The following is a 17,894-nucleotide window of genomic DNA, read 5'->3' as shown; positions in this document are numbered from 1 at the left end:
GACACGGACCCCGTTCCTCCGGCACGGGCGTGGATCCGGACGGGCCGGGTAACGCGGTCACCAGCACACCGAGGACGGAAACGGACGGAGGGCCGATGCCGACCCGGACGAGCGGACCCGAAGCGGACCCGCCAATCGTATTGACCGTCAACGCCGGCTCGTCCAGCCTGCGGCTCGACTACGTCCGGGAGGGCGAGGTCACCGACTCACTGCGCCGGTCCGAGCCGCCCGGGTCGGCCGCCGCGGACCGGGCGGTACGCGACTTCGTCGCCGCGCACGACCCGCCGGACGCGGTCGGCCACCGGCTGGTGCACGGCGGTGACCTGGTACGCACCCCGACCGTGCTGGACGAGGCCCTCCGCCGCTCGCTCGACCGGCTGACCACACTCGCCCCGCTGCACCTGCCACCCGCCCTGCACCTGCTGGACCAGATCCGGGCCGAGCTGGAGGTGCCGCAGGTACTCTGCCCGGACACCGCCTTCCACGCGCACCTGCCGGCGGCCGCCGCCACCTATCCGCTGCCCGCGCGGTGGCGCCGGCAGTGGGGGCTGCGCCGCTACGGCTTCCACGGCCTCTCCTACGCGTACGCGCTGCGGCGCGCCGCCAACCTGCTCGATCGGCCGGCGGACGGGCTGCACCTCCTGCTGGCCCACCTCGGCGGCGGTGCCTCGGTCTGTGCCGTGCGGGACGGGCGCAGCGTCGACACCTCGATGGGCTTCACCCCGCTGGACGGTATCCCGATGTCGAAGCGCTCCGGGGCGGTCGATCCCGGGATGCTGCTCTGGTTGCTCGAGGACGATCGGCTCAGCCTCGCCGAGTTGGCCGACGGCCTCAACCACCGGGCCGGGCTGCTCGGCCTCTCCGGCGGCCTCTCCGACGACACCCGCGACCTGGTCGCGGCCGCGCCGGACGACCCCACCGCCGCGCTGGCGCTCACCGTCTACGCCCATCGGGTACGCCGGGAGCTGGCCGCCGCCGCGACCAGCCTGGACCGGCTGGACGCGCTGGTCTTCACCGGCGAGATCGGCTGGGACCAGCCCGAGGTCCGCCACGACGTCTGTGCCGGGCTCCGGTTGCTCGGCGTCACGCCGCCGGAGGGCGGCAACGTACCGGCCGACTCGGTGGTCTCACCGCCCGGCGCGGGCGTACCGGTGCTGGTCGTCGAGCCCCGGGAGGACCTGGAGGTGGCTGCCGAGACCCTGGCCGCGCTCCGCTGACTTGTCGGAAGGGCTCAGCACCCGTGATCTCGCGGCCGGCGGAAGGACGCCCGCGACAGCAGGAGGAGATCGGCGGTCACCGGACCAGGCACCGCGGGCGGTGGAGGCCGGTCGGCGAGCGGGTGGTCAGGCCATCAGGCGGGTCAGGAAGTCGCCGATCCCCTGGGCGATCGCCATCAGCACGGCTCCGATCGTTTCCACCAGTTCGGCGGCACCGTCCGGCCGAAACGCGACGAAGAAGATCAGGAAGCCCACGAACAGCCAGGTCAGGACCTTCTTGGCAAGTACCGGCATCTCTCCTCCGCTGGGGGCGATCCCCCGGTCTCGTACGACCTCGGTGGTCGTCGGTGTCACGAGATCTGGCACGCCTTCCGGCGATCGGGTGCTCGCATCCCCGTCCCGACCGGCCCGCAAACTGCCTCCGGCGCCGCGACCCGACGGGTGTTAAGCCCGAATCGTACCTATATTATCCGTTCTAGTCCTGTAGCAGCGAATCGAACGGATGGGGCGATCCGGGTGGAGATAGGTTGACCGGCGACGGCGGCCGGCCGGACGTCCTGCGCGGACCGGACAACGAGCGGGTCACCACCATCGAGCTCTTCTTCGACGTGGTCTACGTGCTGGCCGTGACCCAGGTGACCGAGCTGCTGCTCCACGGGTTGCACCCGGTCGGCGTGGCCAGGGCCGCGCTGATCCTGCTCGCCGTCTGGTGGGCCTGGGTGGACACCGCCTGGATCACCAACTGGTTCGATCCCGACCAGCCCCGGGTCCGGGTACTGCTGGTCGCCCTGATGGGAATCAGTCTGGTGATGTCCTCGGCACTACCCCACGCGTACGGCGAACGAGGGCTCTGGTTCGCCGGGACGTACGTGGCACTGGGGGTCGGCCGCTCGCTCTTCGTCGCCGCCGCCCTCGCCCGGCGCTCCGCGCTGCACCGCAACTTCCAACGCCTGCTGGTCTGGCGGACGGTCGCCGCCCCGCTCTGGCTGGCCGGCGGCTTCGCCCACGGCTCCCTCCGACTGAGCCTCTGGGCGGTGGCGGTCGCGATCGACAGCACCGCGGCGGCCTACGGCTTCTGGGTGCCGAGGTGGGGTCGGTCCACCCCGGCGGAGTGGTCGATCAGCGGTGCACACCTCGCCGAGCGGGCCCGACTCTTCGTGATCATCGCACTAGGCGAGTCCATACTGGTCAGCGGCATGGACTTCGGCGAACTGCGCAACGATCCGGCCACCCTCGGCGCGGTCACCATCGCCTTTCTGGGCAGCGTGGCACTCTGGTGGATCTACTTCGACCGCAGCGCCGACGTCGCCCGAGCCGTGATCACCGAGGCCGAGGAGCCGGGGCGGCTCGGCCGGTCGGCGTACACCTACCTCCACATCCCGATGGTCGCCGGGATCATCGTCACGGCGGTCGGGGACGATCTCACGCTGCACCACCCGACCGGCACGAGCGGTCCGGCGGTGGTCGGTAGCGTGCTGGGCGGTCCGGTGCTCTTCCTGATCGGGTTCCTGTTGTTCGAACAAGCCGTCCTCGGTGTCCGCTCCCGCATCTACCTCGGCGCCGTCGTCGTGCTGGTCGCACTCGCTCCACTGGGCCTGGCACTGAGTCCACTGCCACTCTCCGCCCTCGCAACCCTGGTGGTGGCGGTGGCGGCGGTCCGGAGCACGGTGCTCGCCGCCAGGTCCAGGCACGGCTCCGAGTGACCCGTCCGGATCGGTCGACGAGGCAGCACTCCGCTGCACACACATCTCCAGGTCGACCTCAAGGTCGACCTCAAGGTCCACCTCCTTGAACGTGGAGGCTGACCTCCTTGAATATGGTGGCGGCCCTGGACGGCCGTCGCACGCCTGTTGACCCTCAACGACCGACGGTGTCACACTCGACATCCACCATGGTCGATTGGTCACCGCGCTCGTCGCTGCACGCCCGCGTGGCATCCGTGCCATCTCGACCGGTCCGCACACCGTGACACCCGGACGGCCACCACCATGCCCGTCCGGCCTTTCACCAGAGGGGCGAAGATGGTCAGAACTTGCACCGACGGCGCCAGAGGCCCGAATCCGCGCGCCCGGACGCGGTTCGCCCTGGTCGTGGGCGCGGTCGGCATGCTCGCGGCGGCCGGGGCCGTCGTGCTGCCCAACACGGCCAGCGCGGCGAGCACGCTGGGCGCATCGGCCGCCGAGCGGGGCCGCTACTTCGGCACCGCCGTGGCGGCGAGCAGGCTCAACGACAGCGCGTACACCACGATCCTGAACCGCGAGTTCAACCAGGTGACGCCCGAGAACGAGATGAAGATCGACGCGACCGAGCCGCAGCGTGGCCAGTTCACCTACACCAACGCGGACCGGATCGTGCAGCACGCCCGCAGCCGGGGCATGCAGGTCCGGGGCCACACCCTGGCCTGGCACTCCCAGCAGCCCGGCTGGATGCAGAGCCTCTCCGGCAGCACGCTGCGGCAGGCGATGCTCAACCACGTCACCCAGGTCGCCACCCACTTCCGCGGCCAGGTCGCCTGGTGGGACGTTGTCAACGAGGCGTACGCCGACGGCAGCAGCGGCGCCCGCCGCGACTCGAACCTGCAACGCACCGGCGACGACTGGATCGAGGCCGCCTTCCGGGCCGCCGACGCCGCCGACCCTAACGCGCAGCTCTGCTACAACGACTACAACATCGACAACTGGACCGCCGCCAAGACCCAGGCGGTCTACCGGATGGTCCAGGACTTCAAGCAACGCGGCGTGCCGATCGACTGCGTCGGCCTCCAGTCGCACTTCACCGGCGGTTCCAACTACCCCGGCAACTACCGCACCACGCTGAGCAGCTTCGCCGCCCTCGGCGTCGACGTGCACATCACCGAGTTGGACATTCGCAACGCGCCGTCCGATGCGTACCGTAACGTCGTCAACGACTGCCTCGCCGTCGCCCGTTGCAGGGGCATCACCGTCTGGGGCATCCGCGACTCCGACTCCTGGCGCTCCGGGGAGAGCCCGTTGCTCTTCAACGGCAGCGGCCAGAAGAAGCCGGCGTACGACGCCGTGCTCACCGCGCTGAACAACGGCAACACTCCCGGCAACCCCACCACTCCCCCGCCCGGCAACCCCACCACGCCACCGCCCGGCGGCGGATGCACGGCGTCGACATCGCCAGGAACGGTCTGGGGCGACCGGTACAACACCTCGGTGACGGTCAGTGGCGCCAGCGGTTGGACCGTGGTCGTCGCCGTCACCTCACCGCAGTCGATCAGCACCACCTGGAGCGGCAGTGCCAGCCTGAGCAGCAACAACACCGTGCTCACGATGCGTTCCAACGGCAGCGGCAACACCTTCGGCTTCACCACGATGATGAACGGCAACTCCGGCGCCCGACCGCAGATCAGATCCTGCACCGCCGGCTGAAGTGCAAGGAAGGGCCCCCGCTACAACAAAAAACGATAAGCGGGGGCCCTTCCTTGCAAGGGTCAGGCCGACCTCCGGCGGACCAGGTGGGTGTCCAGGAAGATGGCGGGTGACGGGATCTCCTCGCCTCGGATCTGCGCGACGAGCAGCCGGGCCATCTCCCGGCCCATCGTGATCACCGGCTGGTGCACGGAGGTCAGCGGCGGGTTGGCGTGCAACGCCAGGGAGGAATCCTCGTAGCCGACCACCGCCACGTCCTCCGGGATGCGCCGGCCGGCCTCGTGCAGCGCCTGCATCGCCCCGAGGGCCATCAGGTCCGAGGCGGCGAAGACGCCGTCCAGGTCGGCGCGGCGCGCCAGCAGCCGGCGCATCGCCTCCAGGCCGCTGGTGGCGCTGAAGTCGCCGTACTCGATCAGCTCCTCCCGAACGGGCCGGCCGTGTGTCGCGAGCGCGTCGTGGTAGCCGGCCAGCCGGGTGACGCCAGCACCCATGTCCTGCGGCCCGGCGACCGTGGCGACCGCCCGCCGGCCGATCCCGATCAGGTATTCGGTCGCCTGCCGGGCCCCGCCCGTGTTGTCCACGTCGACGAAGTACTCCGGCTGGGAGTCGGAAACGAGCATCCGCGCGGGGCGTCCGCCGAGCACGGTCGGCAGTCCCCGCTCCTTCAGCAGCCCCGGCAGCGGGTCCGCGTCGTGCAGGGAGATCAGCATCACCCCGTCGACGTGCTGGTCGGTGAGCTGGTGCTCCATCTTCTCCCGCCCACCGGGTGACTGGATCCAGGAGAGCCACAGTTGCAGCGGGGTGTCGGCCAGGCCGGCACTGACCCCACGGGCGATGCCGGCGAAGAACGGCTCGCCGAACGCCCGCTCGCCGGACTCGGAGATGACCAGCGCGACCGAGTCGGTCCGCTGGGTCACCAGGGCCCGGGCGGCGCGGTTCGGGACGTATCCCAACTCCCGGACGGCCGCCCAGACCGCGGCCCGGACGGTCGGGCTGACCTGGGACGAGTTGTTGACCACCCGCGAGGCCGTGCCCCGCCCGACGCCTGCCCGCGCCGCGACCTCGCTCAGCGTGGGTCTTCCGGGGACGCGGCGCTGGGATCTCATCATGTGCTCCCACGTGCGTTGATCAATAGTGGCTCCAGGGTAGGCGGCGGCCGAAGCCACCCCGGGCCCGCGCCGGTGTGCCGCGCCGAGGCGCCGCTCACCGACTTGTTACACATCGATGATGATATGGTTTCCGCCTCGCTTTCGGCCCCGGCCGTCCGGACCATCCTGCGACCGGTTCGAGAGGAGTCCCGGTGACCCGGTTCGGTTGGTTTCTCGGCCTGGAGGAGTGGCAGCCGGAACTGCTGGTGACCCAGGCCCGCCGCGCCGAGGAGGCCGGCTTCGACGCGATCCTCGTCTCCGACCACCTGCAGCCCTGGGTGGACGACGCCGGTGCGGCCGGGCACAGCTGGGCCACGCTGGGCGCGATCGCCTCGGCGACCCGCGCCGCCACGCTGGTCTCCGCGGTGGCCTGCCCGCTGTTCCGCCAGCATCCGGTGCTCGTCGCACAGGCCGCCGCCACGCTCGACCGGCTCTCCGGCGGCCGGTTCGAGCTCGGGGTCGGCACCGGGGAGGGGATCAACGAGGCACCGCTGGGCCCGTTTCCCCCGTACGCCGAGCGGTTGGCCCGGATGACCGAGGCGCTGGGGCTGCTCCGGCCGCTGCTGGCCGGGGAGACGGTGCGGCGGCCAGCGGGAACGTTCTATCCCGTCTCGCCCATCCGGCTGCACAGCCCACCGTCCAGCAGGGTGCCGGTGCACCTGGCGGCGGCCGGTCCCCGCGCGGCGGCGACCGCCGGCCGCCTCGCCGACGGGGTGGTCAGCTCGGTCAAGGATCCCGAGCGGACCGGCCGGGAGGTGGTCGACGTGGCGCGGGCGGCGGCCGCGGCGGCGGGACGCCCGGCACCGAGGGTCGTGCTGACCGGTTTCGTCGTGCTCGCCGACAGCGACGACGAGGCGATGCGGGCGCTGCGCCCGTGGCGTGGCCTGCGCACGCCCGGCCGGCTGGTCGCGTCGAGCCCGACCCGGCTGCGGCAGCGGGCCGACCGGCTCGGCCGGGATCGCATCCTGGCCCGCTATCGCCGGGTAGGCGACCCCCGGGAACTCCTCGGCTTCTGCGAGGCGCTGCTCGACCGGCTCCGCCCGGACGTGTTCGCCCTCCAGGTGGCCGCATCGGACGGCGGCGCCGCCCTCGAACGCTTCGCCGGCCTGGTCGACCGGCTGCGTCAACGGGACTGACCTGCGGATCCACACCGACAGGACACCGTGGATGCGCGCTCGACACGCCTCGCCCGGGACACGCGTTCGAACATGTGTACGATAGAATATCGAGGTGTACGACAGCCGAGACGCCACCGGCGGGCGAGCCCGCCTCGCCGCCCACCAGCCCACCGACCGCCGACTCGTGCTTGACCGGGCACACCGCATCGCGACGGACTACGCCGGCGGCTATCGCGAGGGTCTCGACCGGGCCACCGCCCTCGCCCAGCTCGCCGACCTGGGCGCCGACCCCGACGTGCTCGCCGAGGCCGCGGCCATGCACGCCGTCGCCGACAACTGGTTCGCGATCACCGCCGTCGACCTGCTCCTCGATGCCGGCGCCCCAGCAGAGCTCATGACGTCCTACGTGGACCTCGGAGAGAGACGATCTTGAGTTCGGTTCCGCGCCGGGCTACATTCACTGCACCCCTGACGCATCGCACGCTGACGCAGCCGCACCGCAATCGCCGCGCCGTGCCGGACCGCCGCTCGCAAGCCCGACTGCCCGCGCCCCGACCAGGAGGACCCGTTGCAGAGCCGCCCCGACATGCCCAGCGTCGATAACACCACGGAGACCACCGGAGACTGTGCCGAGACCACCGGAGGTGCGGCGAGGCCGCCGGTGAGCCGCCGCCGGGCGCTGGCGCTCGGCCTCGGCGGCGTGGCCGTCCTGGCCACCGCCGCACCTGCCTGGGCAGTCGGCGACGAGCGCCCCGGTGCCGTCCGCCCGCCGAGCCTCACCCCGCACGACCGGCTGGTCGCCGGCCGGGTCTCCGCCCGCCGGGCGCTGGAGCACCTGCGGTATCTCTCCGGGCGGATCGGCCCCCGCATCGGCGGCACCGCCTCGGAGCGGGCCGCCGCGAGCTACCTCGCGGACGAGTTGGACGACCTCGGCTACCGCACGAGCCTGCAACCATTTCCCGTGGCCGACAAGTTCCTCGGCCGGCTCAGCTCCCGCCCCGGCCTGCCCGACGACCTGAACTGGCAGGTCGGGGCGTCGCCGCACGCCGCCCACGACACCAGGGTCACCGGCCGGGTGGTGGATGTCGGTGCCGGGGCGCCGGAAAACTATCCGGAGGACGTGGCCGGCAGGATCGTCCTCGTCGACTACGTCGCGGCGCAGCGCGAGCAGTTGGTCGCCACCGCGGTGGCCCGGGGGGCGGCGGCGGTGGTCCTCCTGCCGGCCGACCTCGCGGAACCCCGCCGGGCGCAGGCCTTCTCCCCGACCCTGCCCGGCTCGGCCGGCTCCCCGGTGCCGATTCCGGTGGTCGGCGTCGCCCAGGCGCAGAAGCACCGGCTGCGGCAGCTGCTCGGGCACCGCCCGCTGACCCTGACCGTCGCCACCTCGGCGCACCAGGGGCTCACCTCGCACAACGTGCTCGCCGAACGCACACCCCGGCGAGGCGGGCCGCACGGTCCGGTGGTCATGGTGAGTGCGCACTACGACACGGTGATCGGCGCGCCGGGCGCCAACGACGACGGCTCCGGCACCGTCCTCTGCCTGGAGCTGGCCCGGGTGCTGCGCAGCCTGCCGGCCGACGCGACACTGCGGTTCGCACTCTGGGGCTCGGAGGAACAGGGGTTGATCGGCTCCCGGCACTACGTCGCCCAACTTCCGCAGGCCGAGCGGGACCGCATCGTTGCCGTCTACCAGAACGACATGGTGGCGACGAGCTGGGATCCGGCAACCCGCTACTGGCTGCTCTCCTTCGACGGGCTCGCCAACCGGGCCACCGACGAGGTGACCGCCGCCGCGATCCGGCTCGGTTACCAGCCCCGGATCTCGCCGGTGACCCAGCGGGGCGCCAGCGACCACCAGTCGTTCCAGGAGGTCGGCATCGCCAGCGCCAACTTCTCCTGGCGGGGCGAGGAGTCGCCGGCGTTGCTGGAGCCGCCGTACCACAGCCCGGAGGACACCATCGAGAAGAACATCAGCCTTTCCCGGCTCCAGGTGTCGCTGGAGTTGATCGGCTCCGCCGCGTACGCCACCGCCCGGCGTCCCTGACCGGGCACGCGCCGGCCCGTACGGGACGGGATCGCCATCCGACAACGGTTTAGGCTAGCCTAACCTCCAGTTTCTAGCGGAGGAGCCAGAGCGTGCGGACCGGCAGTCCCACGGCACGCACGGTGCTGAGCGGTGCGATCACCGGCCAGCTCCGGCACGTGCTGGTCAGCGCGGGCCTCAGCGCCAGCCACCAGGCCGGCGAGGCGCTCGTACCGGTGGTGATCGGGGTGGTCATCGACCGGGCCGTCGGCCGGGGCGGCCTGACCGACCTGATCGGCTGGATCGGCGTACTGGCCGTGGTCTTCGCGGTGCTGTCGAGCAGCTTCCGGCTCAGCGCCCGGACCGGCGAACGCGCGGTCGAGCAGGCGGCGCACCACCTCCGGCTCTCGCTGACGCGCCGGATCCTGGACCATCGGGGCGGGGCGGAGCAGGGCCGCCTTCCCGGGGACCTGGTCGCCACCGCCACCGGCGACGCCGACCGGGTCGGCGCGGTGAACCGTGCCATCGCCACCGGGATCGGGGCGTTCACCGGGCTGCTCGTCGGCGGCGTCGCCCTGCTCGTGGTCTCGGTGCCGCTCGGGCTGCTGGTGCTCGTCGGCGCGCCGCTGCTGCTCTGGCTGGCCCACCTGCTCGGCCGACCACTGGAGCGGCGCAGCCACGCCGAGCAGGAGCGGGCCGCGTACGCCTCGGGGGTGGCCGCGGACCTCGTCGCCGGCCTGCGCGTCCTCAAGGGTCTCGGCGCCTCACCGGCGGCGGCCGAGCGCTACCGGCGGACCAGCCGGGAGTCGCTGGCCGCCACGGTCCGGGCCGCCCGGGCCCAGGCCTGGTACGACGGCACCCTGGTCATCGTCACCGGACTCTTCGTGGCCGGCGTCGGCCTGCTCGGCGGTCGCCTTGCGGCGCAGGGCGACCTCAGCGTCGGGCAACTTGTCGCGGCGGTCGGCCTGGCACTCTTCCTGCTCGGGCCGCTCTCCATCTTCGGCTGGGTCAACGCCGAGATCGCCCAGGGCCGCGCCTCCGCCGCCCGGATCGCCTCGGTGCTCGGCGCGCCGCCGGCCACGCCGCAGGGCACCGGCGCCCCCGCCGCCCCGGTGCGGGGCCGTGTCGACGTGCAGGATGTCCGGCACGGCACGCTGCGCGGGGTGAGCCTGCACGTCGCACCGGGTGAGCTGGTCGGGATCGTGACGACCGATCCGGCCACCGCCGACGACCTGCTGCGCTGCCTGGCCCGCGACGCCGATCCGGAGACCGGCACCGTCGAACTGGACGGCGTGCGGCTCGATGCCCTGGACCCCGCCGGGCTGCGGGCCGCGATCCTGGTCGCGCCGCACGACGCCGACCTGTTCGAGGGCACCCTGCGGGAGAATGTCGGCGCGGCGGCCACCGCCGAGGCTGAGCTGCGCCCGGCGCTCGCCGCCGCCGACGTGCACGAGGTGGCCCGGGCCCTGCCGCAGGGGCTCGACACGCTGCTGACCGAACGCGGGCAGTCGCTCTCCGGCGGCCAGCGCCAGCGGGTGGCGCTGGCCCGGGCGCTCGCCGCCGACGCGGCGGTGCTGGTCCTGCACGACCCGACCACCGCCGTCGACGCGGCCACCGAGGCGCGGATCGCGGCCGGGCTCCGGGAGCTACGGCAGGGCCGGACGACGCTGCTGGTGACCACCAGCCCCGCGCTGCTCGCGGTCACCGACCGGGTGCTGCTGCTCGACGAGGGCGTGGTCCGGGCCGAGGGCGTCCATCCGGAGCTGGTCCGGCGCGACGCCGGCTACCGGGCGTCGGTGCTCCGGTGACCGCCGGGCGGCGGCACGCCGGAAAGGACATCGGGCGGCGGCACGCCGGAATCGACACCGAGCGGCGGCACGCCGGAATCGACACCGAGCGGCGGCACGCCGGAATCGACACCGAGCGGCGGCACGCCGGAATCGACACCGAGCGGCGGCACGCCGGAATCGACACCGAGCGGCGGCACGGCGGGACGGACACCGGGAGGGGCGACGGCGCGATGCGAGGAGGTTCCCGATGAGCGAGCCCACCGGGGCCGACCGGCCCGATCGGGAGCTGCTGCCGAACGCGACCGGGGCGCAGGTCCGGGCCACCCTGGCCGAGCTGCTGCGGCCGCGACGGTGGCTGGCGGTCCGCGCCCTCGGGCTGCTCGTCGGCTCGACGGCGGTCGGGCTGCTCACCGCCCCGCTGCTCGGGCGCATCGTCGACCTGGTCGTCGACGGCCGCCCGCCGGACGCGGTCACCGTCCCGACGCTCCTGCTCGGACTCGTCGCGGTCGTGCAGGGGGTCTCGCTGGCGCTCGGCTTGTCACAGGTCGCGAGGCTCGGCGAGGGGATGCTCGCCGACCTGCGGGAACGCTTCGTCGACCGGGTGCTGGAGCTGCCACTGGAGCAGGTCGAGCGGGCCGGTTCCGGTGATTTGACCTCGCGGGTGACCGGCGACGTCACGATGATCGCCGAGGCGGTCCGGACCGCGCTACCGCAGCTCGCCCGCTCCGGCCTGACCATCGTGCTGACCCTGGTCGGGCTCGCCGTGCTCGACTGGCGGTTCCTGCTCGCCGCCCTGCTCGCGGTGCCGGTCCAGGTGCACACCGCCCGCTGGTACGCCCGCCGGGCCCAACCGCTCTACGCCAGGCAGCGGGTGGCGCACGGCGCCCAGCAGCAGCGACTGCTGGAGACGATCGGCGGTGCCCGGACCGTGCGCGCCTTCCGGCTCACCGAACCGCACCTGGCCCGGGTCTCCGGCAGTTCCGTCGCCGCGGTCGACCTCACGCTGCGCGGCATCCGGCTGATGACCCGGTTCTTCGGCCGGCTCAACGTCGCCGAGTTCATCGGGTTGACCGCCGTGTTGGTGACCGGGTTCCTGCTGGTCCGCGCGGACGCGGTCTCGGTCGGTACGGCCTCCGCCGCCGCCCTCTACTTCCACAACCTCTTCGGTCCGCTCAACGCCGCACTCAGCCTGGTCGACGACGCGCAGTCGGCGGCGGCCAGCCTGGTCCGGCTGGTCGGCGTCACCGGGTTGCCGGCGCAGCGGCGGCCGGCGGGCCGGCCCGTGCCGGTGGACGGTGCCGTCGAGGCGAAGGACCTGCGGTACGCGTACACGCCCGGGCACGACGTGCTGCACGAGGTGAGTTTCAGCGTCGCGCCGAACGAGCGGGTGGCGCTGGTCGGGGCGAGCGGCGCCGGCAAGACCACGCTGGCCCGGTTGATCGCCGGCATCCACCGGCCGAGCGGCGGCAGCATCCGGCTCGGCGGCGTACCGATCGAGGAGCTCGGTGCGGCGGTCGCCGGCGGGACCGTGGCCCTGGTCAGCCAGGAGGTGCACGTCTTCGCCGGGCCGCTCGCCGAGGATCTGCGGCTGGCCCGGCCGGACGCCACCGACGAGGAGCTGCGGGCCGCGCTCGACACGGTGGGCGCGTCGGGCTGGGTACGGGCGCTTCCCGACGACCTCGGCACGGTGGTGGGCGACGGCGGGCACCGGCTGACGGCGGCGCAGGCCCAGCAGCTCGCCCTGGCCCGGCTGGTCCTCGCCGCGCCGCCGGTGGCGATCCTGGACGAGGCGACCGCCGAGGCCGGCAGTGCGGGTGCGCGCTCCCTGGAGACGGCGGCCGGCCGGGCGCTGGACGGGCGTACCGGGCTGGTGGTGGCGCACCGGCTGACCCAGGCGGCCACCGCGGACCGGATCATCCTGCTGGACGGCGGACGGGTGTCGGAGGTCGGTACGCACGACCAGCTCGTCGCCGCCGGAGGCCGGTATGCGGCGCTCTGGTCGGCCTGGACGGGGACCCAGCTCCCGCCGCCATCCGGCCGCATCGATTGACGGCTCACGGATCACCGGCAACAATCTGCTGTGTGTGATCGCTAACATCGGGCAGCTCCGGTAGCGACCACCGGCGCTGCCGCGCGGCGTCGCACCACCGACACCGGAGCGCTGGCATCGATAATTGAAACGGTTCATCAGCTCTCCCGCTCAGGAGGGAACAATGAACGGTCCGCCACCCGTCCCCCGGCTTCCCGGGCCGCCACCGGGCAGCCGGCCTCCCGGGCACGAAGCCGCCGGCCGGCCTCCCGGCCCGACGCTGAGCCGCCCGGCGCTGAGCCGCCCGGCGCTGAGCGGCCCGACGCTGAGCGGCCCGACGCTGAGCCGCCGCGGCGTGCTGCTCGGCGCGCTCGCCGGCGCCGGCGCCGTGACCCTGCCCGGCTGCGCCACCCCGCTCGGCGCCGGCCTGCTGAACACGGAGTCGGCCCCCGGCGCCATCGACTACTGGAACCTCTTCGGCGGCGGTGACGGCGTCCGGATGCAGCAGATCCAGGACGCCTTCCGCCGGGCCAACCCGGACACCCCGCTCAACGCCATCATCCTGGCCTGGGGCGACCCCTACTACACCAAGCTCTCGCTCGCCACCGTCGGCGAGCAGCCGCCGGACGTCGCGATCTCCCACCTCACCCGGATGAAGACCCTGGTCGACGCCGGCCTGCTCCAGGAACTACACCCCGAGGACCTGGCCCGGCACGGCATGGCGCCGGAGAACTTCAACCAGCGGGCCTGGCAGGCGGGGCTGGTCGACGGCCGGGCGTACGCCGTCCCGCTGGACACCCACCCCTTCGTCCTTTTCTACAACACCGACATCTGCGGGCAGGCCGGCCTGCTCGACTCCGACGGCCAGCTCAAACCCATCGTCGGCGAGGCGGCGTTCGTCGACGCACTCACCCGGGCCAAGCAGGTGACCGGCCAGTACGGCGCCACGCACGGCATCAACGCCGACCCGGCCTCGCCGTGGCGGCTCTTCCAGACCTTCTACTCGCAACTGGAGGGCGAGATCCTCGCCGACAACGGCACCCGGGTCGTGCTCGACGACGCCAGGGCCGCGCGGGTGCTCGACTACCTCCGGGCCCTCACCGTCGAGCAGCGGCTCATGCCGGGCGGCGCCGACTATCCGGGTGCGATCGCGATGTTCGCCACCGGACAGGCCGGTTTCCACCTCAACGGCGAGTGGGAGATCACCACCTTCCAGACCGCCGGGATGTCCTTCGGGATGACGCTGGTGCCGAACGTCTTCGGCGGGCCGCACGCCGTGCAGGCCGACTCGCACACCCTGGTCCTGCCGGTCCACCCCGACCGGAGCCGGGCCCGGCTGGACCGGTCGCTGCGCTTCGTCCGCTCGGTGCTCGACCAGAGTCTCACCTGGGCGGAGGGTGGGCACGTCCCGACCTGGCTGCCCTTCGCGACCAGCGAGGCGTACCGGCAGCTGCACCCGCAGTCGACCTACGCCGCCGCGGCGGACACCGCGGTCTACGACCCACCGGCCTGGTACTCCGGCTCCGGCTCCACCTTCGAGACCGTGATCGGCTCCGCCGTCGGTGCCGTGGAGGGCGGCGAACTCACCGTCCCGGACGCGATCGCGCAGATCCGGTCGCAGTTGACAGTCCTCGCCCAGACCCCGTCGCCGGTCTGACCCGACCTCAGCAGAGGAGGTTGGCAGTGGCCACCACCACCGGGGCCCCCGACCAGATCCGTACCGAATCCACGCCGCCACCGTCCGGCGGCGCCGACCGCCGGGCGCGGCACGGCCGTCCCGCGCTGCTCTTCCTGGCGCCGTTCCTCGCGCTCTACCTGCTCTTCATCATCGGACCCGCGCTGTACGGGCTGGTGATGAGCTTCTTCCAGACCAGCCTGGTCCGCCCCGGACTCGGCACCTTCGCCGGAGTCGACAACTACGCCGAGGCGTTGGGCAGTTCCGACTTCTGGTGGGCGCTCTGGCACACCGTATGGTTCACCATCCTGACCACCCCGCCGCTGGTGGTGCTGGCGCTGCTCTTCGCGCTGCTGGCCGAGCGGGTCCGCCGGGGCCGCTGGTTCTTCCGGCTGGCCTTCTTCCTGCCGTACGTGCTTCCCTCGGCGGTGGTGGCGCTGATCTGGATGTGGATCTACACCCCGGAACTCGGCCTGCTCAGCCGGACTTTCGAGACGATCGGGCTCACCGCCCCCAACTGGCTCGGCGATCCGAGGTGGGCGATGGTCTCGCTGGCGCTCACGACGGTCTGGTGGACGCTCGGCTTCAACTTCGTGCTCTACCTCGCCGGGCTCCAGGACATCCCCCGGGACCTCTACGACGCCTCCGCCATCGACGGCGCCGGCCCATGGCAGCAGATCCGCCGGATCACCCTGCCGCTGCTGGGCCGCACGACCACGCTGGTGGTGGTGCTCCAGATCATCGCCTCGCTGAAGGTCTTCGACCAGATGTACATCATGACCAGCGGCGGCCCGAACTTCAGCACCCGTTCGGCACTCCAGTACGTCTACGACGTCGGCTTCACCAACTACCGGGTCGGCTACGCCTCGGCGGCGTCCACGCTCTTCTTCGTGCTGGTGCTCGCCGTCTCCACGGTGTGGCTGGTCATGACCCGACGCCAGGAAAAGGAGGTGTGAGGCGATGGCCCTCCGCGAATCGACCGACAGCACCGACCGCACCGACCGGGACCGCCGCCGCGCCGGGACCGGGAGCCGTGCGCTGGCCGCCTCGGTGGACCGCCGGGTACGGCTCTTCAACCGCTGCTGCGTCGGAGTCCTGATCGCCTTCTCGCTGCTCTGGCTGGTGCCGCTGGCCTGGGCGCTGGACACCTCGCTCAAGCCGAACGCGGAGACCACCGACCCGACCTGGCTGATCGGGAACCCGACGCTCGCCTCCTACCGGACGGTGCTGGCGCAGAGCGACATCCTCAACTGGTACGTCGCCAGCTTCGTCACCTCGACGCTGGCCACGGTCGGCACGGTGCTCACCGCGAGCATGGCCGCGTACGCCCTCTCCCGGCTGCGGTTCCGCTGGCGCTGGCTGGTCTTCTGGTTCATCCTCTGCGGCATCATGATCCCGAACCAGGTACTGATGGTGCCGCAGTTCCGGGAGTTCGACAGCCTGCACCTGCTGAACACCTGGTGGGCGGTGTTCCTGCCGCAGATCCCGACCGCGATCGCCGTCTTCGTCTTCAAACAGTTCTTCGACGGGATCCCCCGGGACCTCGACGAGGCCGCCCGGATGGACGGCGCGGGCTTCTTCCGGACGTACCGTCAGGTGGTGATGCCGCTCTCCCGGCCGGCGGTCTCGGCGGTGGCGATCTTCAGCTTCGTCTGGTGCTGGAACAACCTGCTCTGGCCGCTGCTCGCCGTCACCGATCCGGAGCTGATGACCATCCCGGTCGGGCTCGCCGCGATCCAGGGCACCTACGGTATCCGTTACGCCGACACGATGGCCTCGGCGATCCTCGGCGCGCTGCCACTGGTCCTGGTCTTCCTGCTCTTCCAGCGACGGATCGTGGAGGGCATCGCCGGCACCGGACTCAAGGGCTGACCGGTCTCAAGGGCTGACCGGTCTCAAGGGCTGACCGGTCTCAAGGGCTGACCGGACTCAAGGGCTGACACCGCACCAGATATCTACCGTTGGAGGTTTCGTGCACCACGCCGCGCTGACCATCGATCCCGCGTTCCGGATCGGCGAGGTCGACCCGAGGCTCTACGGCTCGTTCGTGGAGCACCTCGGGCGCTGCGTCTACACCGGGATATACGAACCGGGACATCCGAGCGCCGACGAGCACGGGTTCCGTCGGGACGTGGCGGAACTGGTCCGCCAGCTCGGCGTACCCGTGCTGCGCTATCCCGGCGGTAACTTCGTCTCCGGCTACAACTGGGAGGACGGGATCGGGCCGCGCACGGAACGGCCGCGCCGGCTCGACCTGGCCTGGCGGTCGATCGAGAGCAACGAGGTGGGCGTCGACGAGTTCGTCGGCTGGTGCCGCCGGGTCGGCAGCGAACCGATGATGGCGGTCAACCTCGGCACCCGGGGCGTGGACGCCGCGCGCAGCCTGCTGGAATACACCAACCACCCGTCCGGGACGTACTGGTCCGACCTGCGTCGCAAGCACGGCAGCCCCGACCCGTACGGGATCAAGCTCTGGTGCCTCGGCAACGAGATGGACGGTCCGTGGCAGACCGGCTTCACGACCGCCCGGGAGTACGGCCGGCTCGCCGCGCAGACCGCGCAGGCGATGCGCCAGGTGGACCCGTCGATCGAACTCGTCGCCTGCGGCAGCTCGGGCAGCGGGATGCCGACCTTCGGCACCTGGGAGGCGACGATGCTGGCGGAGACCTACGACCTGGTCGACTACGTCTCGCTGCACAGCTACTACCAGGAGCACGACGGCGACCGGGACAGCTTCCTGGCCAGCGCGGTCGACCTGGACCGGTTCATCGAGTCGGTCGTGGCGACCTGCGACCACGTCCGGGCGGCCGGCAAGCACCGCAAGCGGATCAACCTCTCGGTGGACGAGTGGAACGTCTGGTACCAGAGCCGGTTCGTCGGGCAGGAGCGACTCGACTGGGCCGAGGCGCCCCGGTTGATCGAGGACACCTACTCGGTGGTCGACGCGGTGGTCGTCGGCGATCTGCTGATCTCGCTGCTCCGGCACGCCGACCGGGTCAAGGTCGGCTGTCTGGCGCAGCTCGTCAACGTGATCGCCCCGATCCGCAGCGAGCCGGGCGGGCCGGCCTGGGTGCAGCCGACATACCACCCGTTCGCGCTGACCTCCCGGCACGGTCGCGGCACGGTGCTGCGGGTCGAGCCGACCGGCCCGGTCCAGGAGACCGCCCGGCACGGCGAGGTGCCGAAGCTCACCGCGACCGCCGTCCGGCACGACGAGTCCGGCGCGGTCACCCTCTTCGCGGTCAACCGGGACCAGCGGGAACCGCTCGCCCTCGACGTCGACCTGCGGGCCTGCGGCGACCTGGTCGGCGGCGAGGTCACCGGTGAGCACGTCGTGCTGCACGACGACGCCGATCCGGAGGCGACGAACACCGCCGAGGCACCCGAGCGGGTGACCCCGAGCCGGCTCGGCGGCGTCACGGTCGACGGCGGACGGGCCAGCCTGGTCCTGCCGCCCCTCTCCTGGAACATGATCCGGCTGACGACCGGATAACCGGAA

Annotated in this window: 15 protein-coding genes; 13 read left to right on the top strand and 2 right to left on the bottom strand. The window is 72.3% G+C overall.

Annotated features, from left to right (window positions below; translation table 11 throughout):
- The first annotated feature begins 95 nt into the window (after window positions 1-95).
- Complete coding sequence (locus ACN28C_RS20555) at window positions 96-1,217, top strand: acetate kinase (RefSeq protein ID WP_422769163.1); 1,122 nt, start codon at window positions 96-98, stop codon at window positions 1,215-1,217.
- A 126-nt stretch (window positions 1,218-1,343) separates the two neighbouring features.
- Here ACN28C_RS20555 and ACN28C_RS20550 read toward each other — a convergent pair whose 3' ends face one another.
- Window positions 1,344-1,511: a hypothetical protein gene (locus ACN28C_RS20550; RefSeq protein WP_318393919.1), complete on the bottom strand. Its 168-nt coding sequence runs from the start codon at window positions 1,509-1,511 to the stop codon at window positions 1,344-1,346.
- Between the two features lie 233 nt (window positions 1,512-1,744).
- On the opposite strand from ACN28C_RS20550, the gene ACN28C_RS20545 reads away from it, so the two are divergent.
- Both ACN28C_RS20545 and ACN28C_RS20540 read left to right on the top strand, forming a co-directional pair.
- The gene (locus ACN28C_RS20545) at window positions 1,745-2,920 is read left to right on the top strand and encodes a low temperature requirement protein A (RefSeq protein ID WP_422769162.1); all 1,176 of its coding nucleotides are present in this window, start codon (window positions 1,745-1,747) and stop codon (window positions 2,918-2,920) included.
- Window positions 2,921-3,238: 318 nt separating this feature from the next.
- Window positions 3,239-4,612 carry an endo-1,4-beta-xylanase gene (locus ACN28C_RS20540; RefSeq protein ID WP_422769161.1) on the top strand — a complete coding sequence of 458 codons (1,374 nt, stop codon included), beginning with the start codon at window positions 3,239-3,241 and terminating at the stop codon, window positions 4,610-4,612.
- A gap of 62 nt (window positions 4,613-4,674) precedes the next feature.
- On the opposite strand, the gene ACN28C_RS20535 is transcribed toward ACN28C_RS20540, so the two are convergent.
- Entirely contained in the window at window positions 4,675-5,718 is a 1,044-nt protein-coding gene (locus ACN28C_RS20535) for a LacI family DNA-binding transcriptional regulator (RefSeq protein ID WP_422769160.1), read from the bottom strand.
- 194 nt (window positions 5,719-5,912) lie between these two features.
- Here ACN28C_RS20535 and ACN28C_RS20530 point away from each other — a divergent pair, with 194 nt between their 5' ends.
- From ACN28C_RS20530 to ACN28C_RS20485, 10 genes are all read left to right on the top strand, one after another.
- Window positions 5,913-6,896, top strand: a complete 984-nt coding sequence (locus ACN28C_RS20530) for an LLM class flavin-dependent oxidoreductase (RefSeq protein ID WP_422769159.1) — start codon at window positions 5,913-5,915, stop codon at window positions 6,894-6,896.
- Between the two features lie 94 nt (window positions 6,897-6,990).
- On the top strand, window positions 6,991-7,311 hold the full coding sequence (locus tag ACN28C_RS20525; RefSeq protein WP_422769158.1) for a hypothetical protein: 321 nt from the start codon (window positions 6,991-6,993) through the stop codon (window positions 7,309-7,311).
- A gap of 153 nt (window positions 7,312-7,464) precedes the next feature.
- Window positions 7,465-8,922 (top strand): M28 family peptidase, encoded by a 1,458-nt coding sequence (locus tag ACN28C_RS20520; RefSeq protein WP_422769157.1) that lies wholly within the window; start codon window positions 7,465-7,467, stop codon window positions 8,920-8,922.
- A 92-nt stretch (window positions 8,923-9,014) separates the two neighbouring features.
- A complete protein-coding gene (locus tag ACN28C_RS20515; protein WP_422769156.1) occupies window positions 9,015-10,709 on the top strand; it encodes an ABC transporter ATP-binding protein in 1,695 nt (564 codons plus the stop codon).
- Window positions 10,706-10,942 carry a hypothetical protein gene (locus ACN28C_RS20510; RefSeq protein ID WP_422769155.1) on the top strand — a complete coding sequence of 79 codons (237 nt, stop codon included), beginning with the start codon at window positions 10,706-10,708 and terminating at the stop codon, window positions 10,940-10,942. The genes ACN28C_RS20515 and ACN28C_RS20510 overlap by 4 nt, the downstream gene beginning before the upstream one ends.
- Window positions 10,939-12,741: an ABC transporter ATP-binding protein gene (locus ACN28C_RS20505; RefSeq protein ID WP_422769154.1), complete on the top strand. Its 1,803-nt coding sequence runs from the start codon at window positions 10,939-10,941 to the stop codon at window positions 12,739-12,741. Before ACN28C_RS20510 ends, ACN28C_RS20505 begins: the two co-directional genes overlap by 4 nt.
- Before the next feature lie 163 nt (window positions 12,742-12,904).
- A complete protein-coding gene (locus tag ACN28C_RS20500) occupies window positions 12,905-14,377 on the top strand; it encodes an extracellular solute-binding protein (protein WP_422769153.1) in 1,473 nt (490 codons plus the stop codon).
- Between the two features lie 26 nt (window positions 14,378-14,403).
- On the top strand, window positions 14,404-15,351 hold the full coding sequence (locus ACN28C_RS20495) for a carbohydrate ABC transporter permease (RefSeq protein WP_422769152.1): 948 nt from the start codon (window positions 14,404-14,406) through the stop codon (window positions 15,349-15,351).
- A gap of 4 nt (window positions 15,352-15,355) precedes the next feature.
- The gene (locus ACN28C_RS20490) at window positions 15,356-16,267 is read left to right on the top strand and encodes a carbohydrate ABC transporter permease (protein WP_422769151.1); all 912 of its coding nucleotides are present in this window, start codon (window positions 15,356-15,358) and stop codon (window positions 16,265-16,267) included.
- 100 nt (window positions 16,268-16,367) lie between these two features.
- On the top strand, window positions 16,368-17,888 hold the full coding sequence (locus tag ACN28C_RS20485) for an alpha-N-arabinofuranosidase (protein ID WP_422769150.1): 1,521 nt from the start codon (window positions 16,368-16,370) through the stop codon (window positions 17,886-17,888).
- Window positions 17,889-17,894 lie beyond the last annotated feature (6 nt).

Source organism: Plantactinospora sp. WMMC1484, from assembly GCF_049315195.1.
In the GTDB taxonomy this organism is placed as follows: Bacteria; Actinomycetota; Actinomycetes; order Mycobacteriales; family Micromonosporaceae; genus Plantactinospora.
The sequence above is the reverse complement of the archived record's forward strand: the minus strand, read 5'-3'. Positions and strand labels throughout refer to the sequence as shown.

Coding starts and splice junctions, on each gene's coding strand:
- ACN28C_RS20555 (WP_422769163.1), top strand. CDS start 96: ATGCCGACCCGGACGAGCGGACCCGAAGCGGACCCGCCAATCGTATTG.
- ACN28C_RS20550 (WP_318393919.1), bottom strand. CDS start 1,511: ATGCCGGTACTTGCCAAGAAGGTCCTGACCTGGCTGTTCGTGGGCTTC.
- ACN28C_RS20540 (WP_422769161.1), top strand. CDS start 3,239: ATGGTCAGAACTTGCACCGACGGCGCCAGAGGCCCGAATCCGCGCGCC.
- ACN28C_RS20535 (WP_422769160.1), bottom strand. CDS start 5,718: ATGAGATCCCAGCGCCGCGTCCCCGGAAGACCCACGCTGAGCGAGGTC.
- ACN28C_RS20520 (WP_422769157.1), top strand. CDS start 7,465: ATGCCCAGCGTCGATAACACCACGGAGACCACCGGAGACTGTGCCGAG.
- ACN28C_RS20505 (WP_422769154.1), top strand. CDS start 10,939: ATGAGCGAGCCCACCGGGGCCGACCGGCCCGATCGGGAGCTGCTGCCG.
- ACN28C_RS20500 (WP_422769153.1), top strand. CDS start 12,905: ATGAACGGTCCGCCACCCGTCCCCCGGCTTCCCGGGCCGCCACCGGGC.
- ACN28C_RS20490 (WP_422769151.1), top strand. CDS start 15,356: ATGGCCCTCCGCGAATCGACCGACAGCACCGACCGCACCGACCGGGAC.